Here is a 14,534-nt window from a genome sequence, read left to right as displayed (position 1 = left end):
GCCTGTTATTATCCCCGGCAGTTCGTTTTCTGGAATTGCCCATGACTCGCGAAATTCGCATCGCCACCCGTAAAAGTGCGCTTGCCCTGTGGCAGGCTGAGCACGTTAAAGCCCGCTTGGAACAGGCGCACCCTGGCCTCAAGGTCAGCCTGGTGCCCATGGTTAGTCGTGGCGACAAGTTGCTTGACGCGCCGCTGGCGAAAATCGGTGGCAAGGGCCTGTTTGTTAAAGAGCTGGAAACCGCGCTACTGGAAAATCAGGCCGACATCGCCGTGCATTCTATGAAGGATGTGCCGATGGACTTCCCCGAAGGCCTGGGTCTGTACTGCATCTGCGAGCGGGAAGACCCGCGCGATGCGTTTGTCTCCAATACATATGCCAGCCTTGACGCGTTGCCAGCTGGCAGCGTGGTGGGTACGTCGAGCCTGCGGCGTCAGGCACAGTTATTGGCGCGCCGTCCGGATCTGCAAATCCAGTTCCTGCGTGGCAACGTCAATACCCGGCTGGCCAAGCTGGATGCTGGAGATTACGACGCCATCATCCTTGCCGCCGCCGGCCTGATCCGCCTCGGTTTTGAGGCGCGTATTCGCAGCTCGATTAGTGCTGAAGACAGCCTGCCGGCCGGTGGCCAGGGTGCTGTGGGCATTGAGTGCCGTAGCGCCGACAGTGAAATCCATGCCCTGCTGGCACCGTTGCATCACCGTGACACCGCGCTGCGAGTGACTGCTGAACGCGCGTTGAACAAGCACCTGAACGGCGGCTGCCAAGTGCCAATCGCCTGTTATGCCGTGCTGGAAGGCGAGCAGCTGTGGCTACGTGGCCTGGTTGGCCAGCCAGATGGTTCGCAGTTGCTACGTGCCGAACAGCGTGCCAGTACGGCAGATGCCGAGCAGTTAGGCGTACAGGTGGCCGAAGCCTTGTTAGCTCAGGGTGCTGCGGCCATTTTGCAGGCCGTATACGGCGAGGCCGCCGCCGAGTGACCGGCTGGCGTTTGCTGCTGACGCGGCCGACTCAAGAGTCGGCCGCACTGGCTGCAACCTTGGCGCAGCAGGGCATCTACAGCAGCAGCTTGCCGCTACTGGCGATTGAACCGCTGAGTGAAGATGCTGAACAGCGCGCAGCAATGGTTAACTTGCAGCACTACGGTGCGGTGATTGTGGTGAGTAAGCCGGCCGCGCGCCTGGCGCTGGATCTACTCGCGCGCAATCAAATATGCGCACCTGCTGAACAGTCCTGGTTCAGCGTAGGCGCGGCCACTGCACAGATTCTCACAGAGCATGGCCTGAACGTGTATTACCCCGAGCAGGGTGATGACAGTGAGGCGCTGCTTGCCCTGGAGCCGTTGCGGCAGGCGCTGGCGGCGTCGGTTAACCCGCGTGTGCTAATTTTGCGCGGTGAAGGTGGCCGAGAGTTGCTGGCCGAACGCTTGTGCGGCCAAGGCGCGCAGGTGGACTATCTGTCACTGTATCGTCGGGTGCTGCCGGATTACCCGCCAGCGGCATTGGCCGAGCGGGTTCAGGCTGAACGCCTGAACGGCCTAGTGGTCAGCAGTGGGCAGGGCTTTGTGCATTTGCGCGAGCTGGCCGCTGATACCTGGGCCGAACTGGCCCAGCTACCCTTATTTGTACCTAGCCCGCGAGTTGCTGAGATGGCCCGTGCGGCGGGCGCACAATTTGTTGTGGATTGTCGTGGTGCGAGTGCCACGGCGTTGCTGGCAGCGTTGCAAGAGCAGCCTGCCCCCGACCTCTGACGCAAAGGATGGATACGTGAGCGAAGCAACTACGCCGAAAGAGCAAACCCCGAAAGAGCATCAACAGACTCCGCTGGATGCCGCCACGGACAGACCTGGCTCGCCGGTTCCCGCCACGAGCAAGCCGGCTTCAGGTGGTAACGGTCTGGCGTTGCTGGCGCTGTTAATTGCGGCGGCTGGTGCGGGTGCCGGTGGCTGGGGGCTTTGGCAGCTGCATGAGCTGGATGCTCGCGAGCAGCAGCAGTTGAGCCAAGTGCAAGCAGCGCGTAGCGATGCGCAGCGCCTGCAACTGGCTGGCAATGAGTTGAAGGGACGGCTGGATCAACTGCCAAGTGTTGATGAGCTGGAAAGCCGTCGGCGTTTGTTGGCGCAGTTGCAGGGCGATCAGCAGCTACTCAACCAGCGTCTGGAATCCGTGCTTGGGGCAAGTCGCCAGGATTGGCGTTTAGCTGAGGCTGAGCATCTGTTGCGATTGGCCAGCTTGCGTCTGTCTGCATTGCAGGACATCAACAGCGCCACCGCGCTGGTGCAGGCTGCCGATGACATTCTGCATGAGCAGGATGATCCCGCAGCGTTTGCTGCACGTGAGCAGTTAGCCAAGAGCCTGGAGGCGTTACGCTCGACCCTCAACCCTGACCGTACTGGGTTGTTCCTGAAACTCGGCGCATTGCGTGAGCAGGTCGTGCAACTCAACGCCCAGGCACCGATTTTCAGTGGTGAAGATGGCGTGCTCAGTGAGCTGGCCAGCGAGGGTTCTGCTGAACCGACATGGTGGCAGCGCGGCCTGCAAACGTTGTCGGAATACTTCCGTATCGACTTCAACGCTGATCAGAATATCCGCCCACTACTGGCTGGCCAGAGCCTGACCCAGGTGCGCCTGGCGCTTAGCCTGGCCCTGGAGCAGGCGCAGTGGGGCGCATTGAATGGCCAGACTGAGGTCTTCCGCCAGGCCTTGCAGCAGGCGCGTGAGGTGTTGGATGCGCATTTCGATGTGGATAACCCCAATACCCGTGCCTTGCGCGCGCGTATCGACGAATTGGCTACCCAGCCGGTTGGCGTGACGCCTCCAGACTTGAGCCCGGCACTGAATGCCGTGCAAGCCTATCTCCAGGCTAAGCAGGCCGCGCGTAGCCAGCAAAAAGTCGAGGCGGAGCCAGCCGCTGCGGATGATATCGAAGCGCAGTTGCAGGAGGCTCCGCAATGAAACGCCTCTTCTGGTTGTTGCTGATCCTCGCGGTGGTTGCCGGCGTTGCCTATTTGGCTTGGTTCGGTCAGCCCTTGATCGAGCACAAGGGCTATGTGCTGATTGCCTTTCAGGGCTTGCGCTATGAGTCCAGCGTGTGGGCTTTTGTGGCGTTGCTGCTGGTGCTGTGGTTGCTGGTTTATCTGCTACGCCTAAGCCTGCGTTTGTTAGTGACGTCGGGTGGTCTGCTTAACCCTTGGTCGCGGCTGCACAGCCGTCGGCGTGCGCGTCTGGCGTCCGAGCAGGGTTTTCTCGATCTGGCTGAAGGTCGCTGGGCGCGGGCGCTTCGTCACCTAAAACAGGCGGCAAAAAACTCGCCACAGCCTCTCAGCTATTACCTGGGCGCGGCGCGCGCGGCCAATCAGCTTGGGCATCATGAAGACAGCGATGAACTGCTGGAACAGGCACTTAATCGCCAGCCGCAGGCAGAGCTGGCGATTGCCCTGCAGCATGCCGAGTTGCAACTGGCGCGCGGGCAGACCGATGCTGCGCTGGATACATTGCAGGCCATGCGCTCGCGTCATCCGCATCATCATCTGGTGTTGCGTCAGTTGCAGCAGCTTTACCTGCAGTCCGCCAATTGGTCGGCCTTGCTTGGCTTGCTGCCTGATTTACGTAAGGAAAAAGCCCTGGGTAATGCTGAGCTGAGCGAGCTGGAACTCCAGGCTTGGCGCGGCCGCTTGCTAGAGGCTGGGAGCCAGGAGGGCGTTGATGTGCAAGCTGCTCTGGCAACTCTGCAGCAGACCTGGCAGGCCATGTCGGCGGCGCAGCATCAGAAGCCTGAACTGGTGGCTGTATATGCCGAGCAACTGCGGCTGTTGGGTGGCGAAGCTGAAGCGGAAGAGCTGCTGCGGCACTTCCTCAAGCAGCATTACGACACCGCCCTGGTTCGCCTTTATGGCTTGCTCCATGGTCGTGATCCGAGTCGTCAGCTGCAGGCGGCAGAGGGTTGGTTGAAACAACACCCAGACGATGCTGGGCTGTTGCTGACCTTGGGGCGGTTATGCCTGCATAGCCAACTGTGGGGTAAGGCCAAGGATTATCTGGAAAGTAGCCTGACCTTCCAGCGTCACCCGGAAAGCTGTGCTGAATTGGCCCGCCTGCTGGCGCAATTAGGCGAGTTGGAACGCAGCAATAGCCTGTATCAAGAAGGCCTGTATTTGCTTGATGCACGTTTGTGTCCGCCGGCATTGCCAGGGGCCAACTGACTTAATCGCTGATCGAGGTATTTATGCGCGCGCTGTTACTGCTTTGTCTGGTAACGCTGCTGGCCGGTTGTGCCGGCCCTCAGGTGGATGATTATGTCCATGAACAGCCGGCGCTTGAGCTAAGTGACTACTTCAATGGCGAGTTGCAGGCGCGGGGCATGTTTCAAAACCGTTCCGGGGAAGTGGTAAAACGCTTCCATGTGGTTATTACCGGCACCTGGCATGGTGATGTGGGTGTGCTGGATGAGCGCTTTACCTACAGCGATGGCAGCACCGAGCGACGCGTCTGGACCCTGAAAAAACAGGCCGATGGCAGCTGGCGCGGCACTGCGGACGATGTTGTCGGTGAGGCTGTCGGGCATGTTGCCGGCAACGCCCTCAACTGGCGATACAAGCTGCGCTTGAAGGTCGATGACTCAACCTATGTGGTTGATTTTGATGATTGGATGTTCCTGATGGATGGCCAGGTTATGCTCAATCGGGCGCGCATGTCCAAGTGGGGGGTTGACCTCGGGCAAGTCACCCTGAGTTTTTATAAGCCGGCAGTTGCAGCAAAGAGCGATTGATAGCAAGTTAAACGCTTGTATGAAGTTTTCTTCCCGGTCGCCTTGAAGGCTAGAGCTGGCGGGAATAATCTGGCTCGCAGTACCGCCGGAAAGTTGCCGTTTCCCGGTTGTCTTCCCAGACTTGGCGGCGATTGACAAAAAAATGTCTCCGGCAGGCGAACAACACTAATAGCAATAGGGAAGTAGAGGTCATCATGCTCGAGAGTTGTCAGAACGCCCAAGAACGTTGGGGTGGGGTTCACCTGCTGATCGACCGCTGGCTACAGGAGCGCAAGGAGCTGGTGGAAACCTATGTGGCCATCAATGGCACTGCACAGGCGCCGAGCGCTGATGCTCTGCAGCACTTCTGCGAAATACTGGTCGACTACGTGTCGGCTGGCCATTTCGAGGTATACGAGCAGTTAACCAATGAAGCCAAGGCATTTGGTGATGAGCGTGGTCTGGAATTGGCTAAGCAGATTTACCCGCGCATCGAAGTGATTACCGAGGTTGCATTGGCCTTCAATGATCGTTGCGATGGTGGCGACTGTCGTGATTCGGCGGCCTTGCTTGATGAGTTGAAACGCTTGGGGCAGTTGCTGCATGAGCGTTTTGAGTTGGAAGATTGCCTTATCGAAGTTCTCCACAACGCCCACCAGGAGCAGGCCGCGCCTGCACTTTGACGGATTGACTGGCTATTCCTTGGTGTCGAGCAGTTCCAGTTCGAACACCAAGGGTGAATAGGGCGGAATAAGATCTCCCGCGCCTTCTGCGCCATAGGCCTGGGATGATGGAATTACCAAGCGCCACTGTGCGCCTACCGGCATTTCCTGCAAGGCGTCGCGCCATCCGTTAATTACGCTATCCAGGTGAAACCATTGCGCTGTCTGGCTTTCGTCGAACTGGCTACCGTCAGCAAGAAAACCGACATAGCGCACCTGAATACGGTCTTTAGGGCCCGGTTTTCGGCCGTTGCCAGCGCGTAATTCGTGCACCAATACACCATTTTTCAGTACCCGTACGCCTGTCTTGGCCTTTTCCCCGGCAAGGAAGCGCTTTTCCGCTGCCTTGGCTTTTTCGATTCGTTCGGGCACCTGCGCCAAGTGCGCTTCATGTTCGGCCAAGAGCTTTTCGATGCGTTTGACATCCAGCGTCAGTGGCTCATTACGATAGGCTTGGCGAAGGCCGTCGAGCAGGGCTTGTAGCTCCAGGTCGGGTACTTCGTCGCGTAGACGCTCACCCAGTTTGACCCCCAGGCTATAGGCCAGATCGTGTGAATGATTATCGGCGTGAGCCAATGGGGCGAGTAGGCAGATCAGCAACAGGGAAAAGCGTGGCATGGAGTTTCTCCGGCCGAAGGAGGGCCGATTATGCCAGTCAGCTGCGGTGAGGTGGCAAGGTGGGTAAAAGGAGGTCTAGTATGCTCGCCAACTACATCCGCCTGGAGACGCGACATGCCGGCAACAAAGCAAGCCAAGAAGAAGTCAGTGAGTACCCCGCTGCACCTGTTGCAACAACTTTCCAGCAGTTTGCTTGAGCACCTGGAAGACGCCTGTACGCGCGCTCTGGTTGATGCTGAAGCGCTACTCGCCAAGCTGGAGAAGCAGCGCGGCAAGGCCCAGGAAAAACTGCACAAAGCGCGCAGCAAAATGCAGGACGCCGCAGTCGCGGGTAAAGCCAAGGCACAAGCCAAAGCCAAGGATGCGGTGGCCGAGCTTGAGCAATTGCTTGATACCCTGAAAGATCGGCAGAGTGAGACCCGCAGTTATATTGCCGAGCTTAAACGCGATGCCCAGGAAAGCCTGAAATTGGCTCAGGGCGTTGGTAAGGTCAAAGAGGCTGTAGGCAAGGCGCTGGACAGTCGTGCTGCCAAAGCGACTCAGGTCAAGCCAGCCAGCAAACCTGCCGCCGCTAAAGCACCAGCCAAACCTGCGGCCAGCAAGCCTGTCGCTGCTCCCGCCGCCAAGAGCGCTGCGCCTGCTGCAAAGGCCCCAGCAAAAGCACCGGCTAAAGTTGCAGCTAAAGCGCCGGCCAAGGCCATCAGCAAAGCGCCAGCTGCAGCTAAACCTGCGGCCAAGCCAGTTGCGAAGAAGCCAGCCGCAGCCAGTGGTGCCAAGCCTGCAGCAAGCAAACCAGCGGCTCAGCCGGCTGCAAAGGCTGTGAGTAAGCCAGTAGCGAAAAAGGCTCCGGCAGCCAAACCGGCCAGCAAGCCGGTCGCTAAGCCTGCGGTCAAACCTGCAGCGAAACCGGCTGCCAAAAAGGTCGCCGCTAAGCCTGCAGTGGCTAAGGCCCCGGTTACCGAAGTTGCTGCCGCACCTGCCGCCAGCACTAGCGGTACGCCAGCTGGCACTGTTTAAGCGTTGAGTTGTGCCGCCGCGATGCGCAGCGTTTGCAGTGCATCGCGGCTGGCAGGCTCCGCTGCCAGACTTTCCAGCCAGTTCGCTGATGCACCTGCGGCCGCTGACCAGCCCTGGCTGTACGCTGCTAAGCGCTGCAGTTGCTCACGCTCCGCCGTCAGTTCCAGCTGCTTGATCTGTTCACGCAATTGCGCCAGGGCATTATCGCTCTGCGCGGCCTCGCGCCAGTGCTGACGTACTTGCCGCAGTGGTATCACCACCTGTTCCTGCCAAGGCTGCGCCAGGTTGCGCAATGCCGCAATGTGCTCGTCGGTGCAGGCGATCATTCGAGCTTCCAGCCAGGCGGCACATAGCAGTAAGCACACGTCCGCGCCCTGTGTCTGCAATTGCAGGCAGGCGGCTTCGACGCCCGGGCGTTGATACAGCGTTTCGGCGAATCGCCACAGGTCATTAGGCATGGTGCTTTCCGGGTTTCACTGGGGTCTGCTCCCGTTTCATTTCTCGCGGCAACGAGGCTCGCGATGAAACGCGAACAGACCCTAAAGGGACTCTGGTAGACTCCGCCGCCATTATGATCCGACTCCAGAACCTGACTTTACAGCGTGGCCCTCAACGTCTGCTAGAAGACGCTGAGATGACCCTGCATCCCGGCCACAAAGCCGGTCTGATCGGTGCCAACGGCGCCGGCAAATCCAGCCTGTTTGCCCTGTTTCGTGGCGAGCTGAGTGCGGACGCGGGCGATTGCCTGATTCCTGCCGATTGGCGCGTGGCCCACATGCGCCAGGAAATCGATGCAGTTGAGCGTCAGGCGGTCGACTACGTGCTCGATGGCGACCTACAGCTGCGTCGTGTGCAGGCCGAACTGGCCGAGGCCGAGGCCGCCCATGACGGCGCGGCAGTGGCGCGTTTGCACATCGAGCTGGATACCCTCGACGGTTACACCGCTGATGCCCGCGCGCGTAAATTGCTCGCCGGCTTGGGTTTTGACAGTGCGCAGATGGATCGCCGGGTTGGCGATTTCTCTGGTGGCTGGCGCATGCGCCTGAACCTGGCGCAGGCGCTGATGTGTCCGTCCGACTTGCTGCTGCTCGATGAGCCGACCAACCACCTCGACCTTGATGCCATTCTCTGGCTGGAAGGCTGGCTGAAAGGCTATCCCGGCACTTTATTGCTGATTTCTCACGACCGTGATTTTCTTGATGCGGTCGTGGACCACGTGGCCCACCTTGATCAGCAGAAGCTGACGCTGTATCGCGGCGGCTATTCGGCGTTCGAACGTACCCGTGCCGAGCGACTTGCACAGCAGCAACAAGCTTACGAGAAGCAGCAAGCGCAGCGCGCGCACATGGAAAAATACATCGCCCGCTTCAAGGCGCAGGCCACCAAAGCGCGTCAGGCGCAGAGCCGAATCAAGGCGCTGGAACGCATGGAGGAGCTGTCGGCGGCGCATGTCGATTCGCCCTTCGATTTCAGCTTCCGCGAGGCCGACAAGATTTCCAGCCCGCTGCTGAGCCTGAGCGAAGGTCGCCTCGGTTATGGCGACAAAGTGGTGCTGGAGAAGGTCAAACTGAGCCTTACGCCAGGCGCGCGCTTGGGCCTGCTCGGGCCGAATGGCGCGGGTAAATCGACCCTGATCAAAAACCTGTCGAACGAACTGCAGCCCATCAGTGGTCACCTGCAGCGTGGTGAGAACCTGGTGGTCGGCTACTTTGCCCAGCATCAGCTTGATGCGCTGGATGACAAGGCCAGCCCGCTGCTGCACTTCCAGCGCCTGGCACCGGGCGAGCGCGAGCAGACGCTGCGTGACTTCCTCGGCGGCTTCGACTTCCGTGGTCCGCGTTGCGACGAGCCGGTGGTGAACTTCTCTGGTGGCGAAAAAGCTCGCCTGGCCTTGGCGCTGATCGCCTGGGGCAAGCCCAACCTGCTGCTGCTCGACGAACCGACCAACCACCTCGACCTGGAAATGCGTCTGGCGCTAACCATGGCGCTGCAGGAGTTCAGTGGCGCGGTGGTGGTGGTCTCTCACGACCGCCATCTGCTCAAAAGCACCACCGATGAATTCCTGCTGGTCGCCGATGGCCAGGTGCAACCGTTCGACGGTGACCTAGAAGACTACGCCCGTTGGTTGGTGGATTACCGCGTGCGGCAGGCTCCGGTGAGCAGTGTTGAGAGCAACCCGGACAAGACCGACAAGCGTGTGCAGCGCCAGGCTGCCGCCGCGTTGCGTCAGCAGTTGGCCCCGCATAAGCGCGAAGCCGACAAGTTGGAGAAGGAGCTGGGTCAACTGCATGAAAAGTTGGCTGCAGTGGAAACTCGCCTAGGTGACGGCGATATCTACGAAGCGGCGCGCAAGGACGACCTGCGTGATGCTCTGGCCGAACAAGCCAAGCTGAAAAGCCGTGAGGCTGACCTGGAAGAACGCTGGCTGCTGGCGCTGGAAACCCTCGAAGCGCTGCAGGCCGAGCTGGAGGCCGCCAGTTGAATATCACGTTGCCAACCCTGGAATGGCTGCTGGCCTGGCGTGAGCCGCTGCTGATTGCCGGCCAGGTCGTGCTGATTGTGCTGCTGGCCTGGGTGTTTCAGCGCATTCTCACCCGTGGCATCACCCGCTTAGGTAACCGTTATCCGCAGTTGCCGGCCGAGTTGTTGATGCCGCTGCGTGGGCTGATACGTTGGCTGATTTTGGGTAGCGCCTTGATGCTGGTGCTTGAGCGCCTTGGCGTCTCCGCTCAGGTGCTGTGGGGCGCGCTTACGGGTTTTGTGGCAGTGGCGGCGATTGCCTTCTTCGCGATCTGGAGCGTGTTGTCCAACATGTTCTGCGCGTTGCTGATCTTTGCCATGGGGCCGTTTCGCATCGGCGAGTGTGTTGAGGTGCTGGAAAGCGCTGAGAAACCTGGCGTGCGCGGGCGGGTGGTGGCAATCAATCTGTTCTATACCACCCTGGAAGACCTTAGCGGTGATGCCCCTGGAGCCTGGGTGCAAATTCCCAATAGCCTGTTTTTTCAAAAGCCTGTGCGCCGCTGGCGCAATGGCGAAACCCCTACGCCGCGAAACACTGAGGTTTAAGTAGTTATGGAATGGCTGACCAGCCCGGAAATCTGGGTCGCTTTTTTGACATTGACGGCTCTTGAGATTGTCCTGGGCATCGACAACATCATCTTTATCTCGATTCTTGTCAGTCGTCTGCCCAAGGCCCAACAGCCCAAGGCGCGCTTCTTTGGTCTGGCACTGGCGATGGGCACGCGGATTCTGCTGTTGCTATCGATCAGTTGGGTAATGCGCCTGACTAGCGACTTGTTCCACTTGTTCGGTGAAGGCGTCTCCGGCCGTGACTTGATTCTGCTGTTTGGTGGGTTATTTCTGCTGTTCAAGAGTACCGCCGAGATCTACCACAGCCTGGAAGGCGAAGAGGAGGCGCAGTCCGCTGGCGGTAAGGCTTATGGTTTTATCGGCATCATCGTGCAGATCGCCATTATCGATATTGTGTTCTCCCTGGATTCGGTCATTACCGCGGTCGGCCTGGTCGACAATGTGCCGGTGATGATTGCTGCCATTATGATTTCGGTGGTGGTGATGATGCTTTCGGCGGGCACCATCAGCGACTTTATCGACAAGCACCCAAGCCTGAAAATGCTCGCGCTGTCGTTCCTGATCGTGGTCGGTACTGTGTTGATCGCTGAAGCCTTTGATGTGCATGTGCCGAAGGGCTACGTGTACTTTGCCATGGCCTTCTCGCTGGCTGTGGAGGCGATCAATATCCGCATGCGTACGGCCCGTGCTCGGGCGCGCAAGGAAGAGCAGGAGCCGGTGCAGTTGCGCAAAGGTTCGCCGGACTAACCGGCTGTAACTCACCTTGCGTCTTGTCTCGGCTGCTTTTGCGAGGCCTCTGGGCGAGTGTCACAACAAGGGGTAGGCTACGGTCTCCCCTTTTTTATTGCTCTATTTGAGGTATGTGCCATGGCACTTGAAACCTGGCTTGCGTTCTTTGTCGCCTGTTGGCTTATTAGTCTGTCGCCGGGGGCGGGGGCGATTGCCTCGATGTCTGCCGGTTTGCAGTACGGCTTTTGGCGCGGCTACTGGAATGCCCTGGGTTTGCAGCTGGGTTTGGCGTTGCAGATTGTCATTGTGGCGGCGGGCGTCGGGGCGATACTGGCTGCTTCGGAGCTGGCTTTCAGCCTGATCAAATGGTTTGGGGTGCTGTACCTGGTGTACCTCGGCTATCGCCAATGGCGAGCGTTACCCAGTGACATGACGGCCCAAACGGTACGGCCCATTGGCCGGCCGCTGACGCTGGTGCTGCGTGGCTTTCTGGTCAACTTCAGCAATCCCAAGGCGATTGTCTTTATGCTCGCGGTGCTGCCGCAGTTTCTCAATCCGCAAGCCCCGCTATTGATGCAGTACCTGGTGATGGGCGTGACCATGATCTGTGTCGATTTGATCGTTATGGCCGGTTATACCGGCCTGGCATCGCGGGTGTTGGGCGCGCTGCGCTCGCACCGCCAGCAGCGCATTATGAACCGCACCTTCGGCGCACTGTTTGTGGGGGCGGCTGCGTTGCTCGCCAGCGTGCGTCGCGCGGTGGTATAGCTACCAGGCAATTGGCTGGCCGTCCCAGCCCCAGAACGTGCCGGTTTGCTCCGGGCCGTGCCGCTCAATCTGCGCCAGCAGGCAGTCGGCGGCATAGCTTGGGCTGAACAGCTTGTCGGCCGGTACATTGGCTTGAAAGGGTTTCGACAGCTCGGTATCGGTGGTGCCCGGGTGCAGGCTGAGCACGCAACTATTGGGGTTCAGTCGGCTTAGCTCGATGCTCGCCGTGTGCAGCAGCTGGTTCAACGCCGCCTTGCTGGCGCGATAGCTGTACCAGCCGCCGAGGCGGTTATCGCCAATTGAGCCAACCCGCGCGGATAACGCCGCGACTGTGCACGGGTGCTTGCCACGCAACAGTGGTAGCAAGTGCTTGAGCAGCAGGATTGGCGCAAAACTGTTGACCCGAAAGGTCGCCAGCAAGCCCTGCAGGTTCAGCTGGGCCAAGCCTTTTTCGGCTTTGGCTGCACCTTGTTGCAGTACGCCGACAGTGCAAAGCAGCAGGTGCACGCGCGGTACTGCTGCGCGTAGCTGGCTGGCCAGCTCAGCTAATGCCTGTTCATCGCAAACATCCACATCCAGGCAGTGCAGGCGCTGACCGTGTTGCGCAAGCAGTGCGCGCAATTCTGGGGCCAGGCTGGCTTGGCGGGCAATCGCCCAGACTCCGGCTACATCTCTGCGTGCCAGTAGCTGCGTGGTCAATGCCAGGCCGATACCGCGGCTGGCACCACACACCACGACATGCGCGGGCTCCTCCAGGCGTTGCCAAAAACTCATCGGGTCACTCCTGCGTCATTGCGACAATCCGTCGCGGGCGATGGTCGATCAGGGGTTGAGGAAAACGGATTAGAGGACGAAAATCTAATGTCATCCATTCGTATTTGGAACTTACTCCTATATGACTTCCGTATTGCGTTACTTCAGTTGGTTGCTGCTGCCTGTGTTGGCAGCATGCAGCCTGACTGTTATGGCCGAGCCCATCGAGGGCGCGGCGCAAGCTCTGCATATGTTGGGCTATTTGGGTGCGGACTACCCGGCCACCGTGGCTAATGGCCAGGTCATCGACTCCGGTGAATACCGCGAGCAACTGGAATTTCTTACTGTACTGCAAGGTTTGATCGTGGCGCTGCCGGCACGTGATGAGCAAGCCAAGCTGGAACAAGGCGTAATCAGTCTGCGTCAGGGCATCGAACAGCGTAAGGATGGCGCTCAAGTTGCTCAACAGGCACGTGAATTGGGCGCGGTGCTGGCCAAAGCCTATGGCGTCATCCAGGCCCCGGCGATTACGCCCGACCCCAGCCGTGGTGCTCCGCTGTTCGCGCAACATTGCAGCGTTTGCCATGGTGACAGCGGCGCGGGTGACGGGCCGGCGGGAATCGGTCTGGAGCCGCCACCGGCCAATCTGCGTGACGCCGCGCGGCTGAACCGCTTGAGTCTGTATGACCTGTTCAACACCATCGGTCTGGGTATCGACGGTACTGATATGGCGGCGTTTGCCGATCAGCTGGATGAGCGTCAGCGCTGGGATCTGGCCAGCTACATTGCTGGCTTCAGCGCCGTGCCGACTGCCGCTGGCGAATCCTTCAGTCTGGCTGCGTTAGCGGGTATGACCCCTGACGAGGTGGTTGCCACTCAGGGTGATGCGGCTGCTGCGCGGTTTCGGGCGCAGCGTGCTCAGCCACCTGTGCAGCAGCGCGGTCCGCAGCAGTTGATCGGCTACACCCGCGCGACCCTGGAACAGAGCTTGGCGGCTTACCGCGCCGGCGACCGTGAGCAGGCCTACGACCTCTCCGTCGGTGCCTATTTGGAAGGTTTTGAGCTGGTCGAAAGTGCACTGGATAACCTCGATTCGGTGCAGCGCAAAACCACCGAGCGCGCGCTAATGGCCTATCGGCAGGCGCTGCAGGACGGTTTGCCAGTGCCTCAGGCAGCGCAGCGCCTGGAGCAGGCCAAGGTCGAGCTGGCGACTGCAGCCGCCTTGCTCGACAGAGATGGCATGTCCAATTCGCTGAGTTTCTTCTCCAGCTTGCTGATCCTGCTGCGCGAAGGCCTTGAAGCCATTCTGGTACTGGCGGCGATCCTCGCTTTCCTGCGTAACACCGGTCAGCAACAGGCGGTGCGCAGCGTACACGTCGGTTGGGGCCTGGCCTTGCTGGCCGGGGTGGGGACTTGGGCGCTGGCGGCGTATTTGATTGATGTCAGCGGTGCTCAGCGTGAATTGCTCGAAGGCGTCACGGCGCTGTTCGCCAGCGTCATGGTGCTCTGGCTTGGCGTGTGGATGCATGACCGCCGGCATGCGGCGGCTTGGCAGGATTACATCAAGAGCAGCCTGGTCGGTGGCGGTGGTCGTTTCGGTTTTGCCGTGCTGGCATTCTTCTCGGTATACCGCGAGCTGTTCGAGGTCATTCTGTTCTACGAAACCCTCTGGCTGCAGGCGGGTCCGCAAGGTCACAGTATGGTTCTGGCCGGTGCGGCGGCCGCTCTGGTGCTGTTGTTGGGGTTGGCCTGGGTGATCTTGCGGGGTTCGCGCAAACTGCCGCTGGCGACCTTCTTTGGCGCTAACGCGGTGTTGCTGTGCGTGCTCTCGGTGGTGTTTGCCGGTCATGGTGTGGCAGCTTTGCAGGAAGCTGGGGTGCTGGGCACGCAGCCGGTGGCATTCTTCGAGTTTGACTGGCTGGGCATTCACGATGATGCCTACAGCCTTGCGGCCCAAGCGACGGCGCTGGTTGCCATTGCGCTGCTCTATGGCCGTAGCTGGTTAGGTGAACGTCGGCGTCTGGCCGTCGAGGCCTGAACCAGTAGAAGTCGGCATGGCTTAGCATGTCGGCTTTGTTGGTTACGGAGTGT

Annotated in this window: 15 protein-coding genes; 12 read left to right on the top strand and 3 right to left on the bottom strand. The window is 59.8% G+C overall.

The window, feature by feature from the left end; all coding sequences use genetic code 11:
• The first annotated feature begins 41 nt into the window (after positions 1–41).
• The 6 genes from hemC to rsd all read left to right on the top strand — a co-directional run bounded on the left by hemC (position 42) and on the right by rsd (position 5,429).
• Positions 42–980 (top strand): hydroxymethylbilane synthase, encoded by a 939-nt coding sequence (hemC, locus tag VCA57_RS06030; RefSeq protein WP_411184060.1) that lies wholly within the window; start codon positions 42–44, stop codon positions 978–980.
• On the top strand, positions 977–1,750 hold the full coding sequence (locus tag VCA57_RS06025) for a uroporphyrinogen-III synthase (protein ID WP_411184059.1): 774 nt from the start codon (positions 977–979) through the stop codon (positions 1,748–1,750). The genes hemC and VCA57_RS06025 overlap by 4 nt, the downstream gene beginning before the upstream one ends.
• 16 nt (positions 1,751–1,766) lie before the next feature.
• Complete coding sequence (locus VCA57_RS06020; protein ID WP_411184058.1) at positions 1,767–2,954, top strand: uroporphyrinogen-III C-methyltransferase; 1,188 nt, start codon at positions 1,767–1,769, stop codon at positions 2,952–2,954.
• Positions 2,951–4,201 (top strand): heme biosynthesis HemY N-terminal domain-containing protein, encoded by a 1,251-nt coding sequence (locus VCA57_RS06015; protein WP_411184057.1) that lies wholly within the window; start codon positions 2,951–2,953, stop codon positions 4,199–4,201. The genes VCA57_RS06020 and VCA57_RS06015 overlap by 4 nt, the downstream gene beginning before the upstream one ends.
• A 23-nt stretch (positions 4,202–4,224) precedes the next feature.
• A complete protein-coding gene (locus VCA57_RS06010) occupies positions 4,225–4,767 on the top strand; it encodes a DUF3833 domain-containing protein (RefSeq protein ID WP_411184056.1) in 543 nt (180 codons plus the stop codon).
• A 194-nt stretch (positions 4,768–4,961) separates the two neighbouring features.
• Positions 4,962–5,429 (top strand): sigma D regulator, encoded by a 468-nt coding sequence (rsd, locus tag VCA57_RS06005; protein WP_411184055.1) that lies wholly within the window; start codon positions 4,962–4,964, stop codon positions 5,427–5,429.
• 12 nt (positions 5,430–5,441) lie between these two features.
• Here the strand turns inward: rsd and VCA57_RS06000 are convergent, their stop codons facing one another.
• On the bottom strand, positions 5,442–6,086 hold the full coding sequence (locus VCA57_RS06000; protein WP_411184054.1) for an FKBP-type peptidyl-prolyl cis-trans isomerase: 645 nt from the start codon (positions 6,084–6,086) through the stop codon (positions 5,442–5,444).
• A 114-nt stretch (positions 6,087–6,200) separates the two neighbouring features.
• On the opposite strand from VCA57_RS06000, the gene VCA57_RS05995 reads away from it, so the two are divergent.
• Positions 6,201–7,103: an AlgP family protein gene (locus VCA57_RS05995; RefSeq protein ID WP_411184053.1), complete on the top strand. Its 903-nt coding sequence runs from the start codon at positions 6,201–6,203 to the stop codon at positions 7,101–7,103.
• Here VCA57_RS05995 and VCA57_RS05990 read toward each other — a convergent pair.
• Complete coding sequence (locus VCA57_RS05990; RefSeq protein ID WP_411184052.1) at positions 7,100–7,561, bottom strand: TIGR02444 family protein; 462 nt, start codon at positions 7,559–7,561, stop codon at positions 7,100–7,102. The two genes, VCA57_RS05995 and VCA57_RS05990, sit on opposite strands and share 4 nt — an antisense overlap.
• A 113-nt stretch (positions 7,562–7,674) precedes the next feature.
• Between VCA57_RS05990 and VCA57_RS05985 the strand changes: the two genes are divergently transcribed.
• The 4 genes from VCA57_RS05985 to rhtB all read left to right on the top strand — a co-directional run bounded on the left by VCA57_RS05985 (position 7,675) and on the right by rhtB (position 11,690).
• Positions 7,675–9,585 (top strand): ATP-binding cassette domain-containing protein, encoded by a 1,911-nt coding sequence (locus tag VCA57_RS05985; protein WP_411184051.1) that lies wholly within the window; start codon positions 7,675–7,677, stop codon positions 9,583–9,585.
• An 8-nt stretch (positions 9,586–9,593) separates the two neighbouring features.
• Positions 9,594–10,169: a mechanosensitive ion channel domain-containing protein gene (locus tag VCA57_RS05980; protein WP_411184157.1), complete on the top strand. Its 576-nt coding sequence runs from the start codon at positions 9,594–9,596 to the stop codon at positions 10,167–10,169.
• A 6-nt stretch (positions 10,170–10,175) separates the two neighbouring features.
• On the top strand, positions 10,176–10,940 hold the full coding sequence (locus VCA57_RS05975) for a TerC family protein (RefSeq protein WP_411184050.1): 765 nt from the start codon (positions 10,176–10,178) through the stop codon (positions 10,938–10,940).
• Positions 10,941–11,060: 120 nt separating this feature from the next.
• Positions 11,061–11,690: a homoserine/homoserine lactone efflux protein gene (gene rhtB / locus VCA57_RS05970; protein ID WP_411184049.1), complete on the top strand. Its 630-nt coding sequence runs from the start codon at positions 11,061–11,063 to the stop codon at positions 11,688–11,690.
• On the opposite strand, the gene VCA57_RS05965 is transcribed toward rhtB, so the two are convergent.
• Positions 11,691–12,464, bottom strand: a complete 774-nt coding sequence (locus tag VCA57_RS05965) for an SDR family NAD(P)-dependent oxidoreductase (RefSeq protein ID WP_411184048.1) — start codon at positions 12,462–12,464, stop codon at positions 11,691–11,693.
• Between the two features lie 121 nt (positions 12,465–12,585).
• Here VCA57_RS05965 and VCA57_RS05960 point away from each other — a divergent pair, with 121 nt between their 5' ends.
• Complete coding sequence (locus VCA57_RS05960) at positions 12,586–14,481, top strand: FTR1 family protein (protein ID WP_411184047.1); 1,896 nt, start codon at positions 12,586–12,588, stop codon at positions 14,479–14,481.
• Positions 14,482–14,534: the final 53 nt, after the last annotated feature.

Source organism: Pseudomonas sp. (assembly GCF_046581935.1).
Classification (GTDB): Bacteria; Pseudomonadota; Gammaproteobacteria; order Pseudomonadales; family Pseudomonadaceae; genus Aquipseudomonas.
The sequence above is the reverse complement of the archived record's forward strand: the minus strand, read 5'-3'. Positions and strand labels throughout refer to the sequence as shown.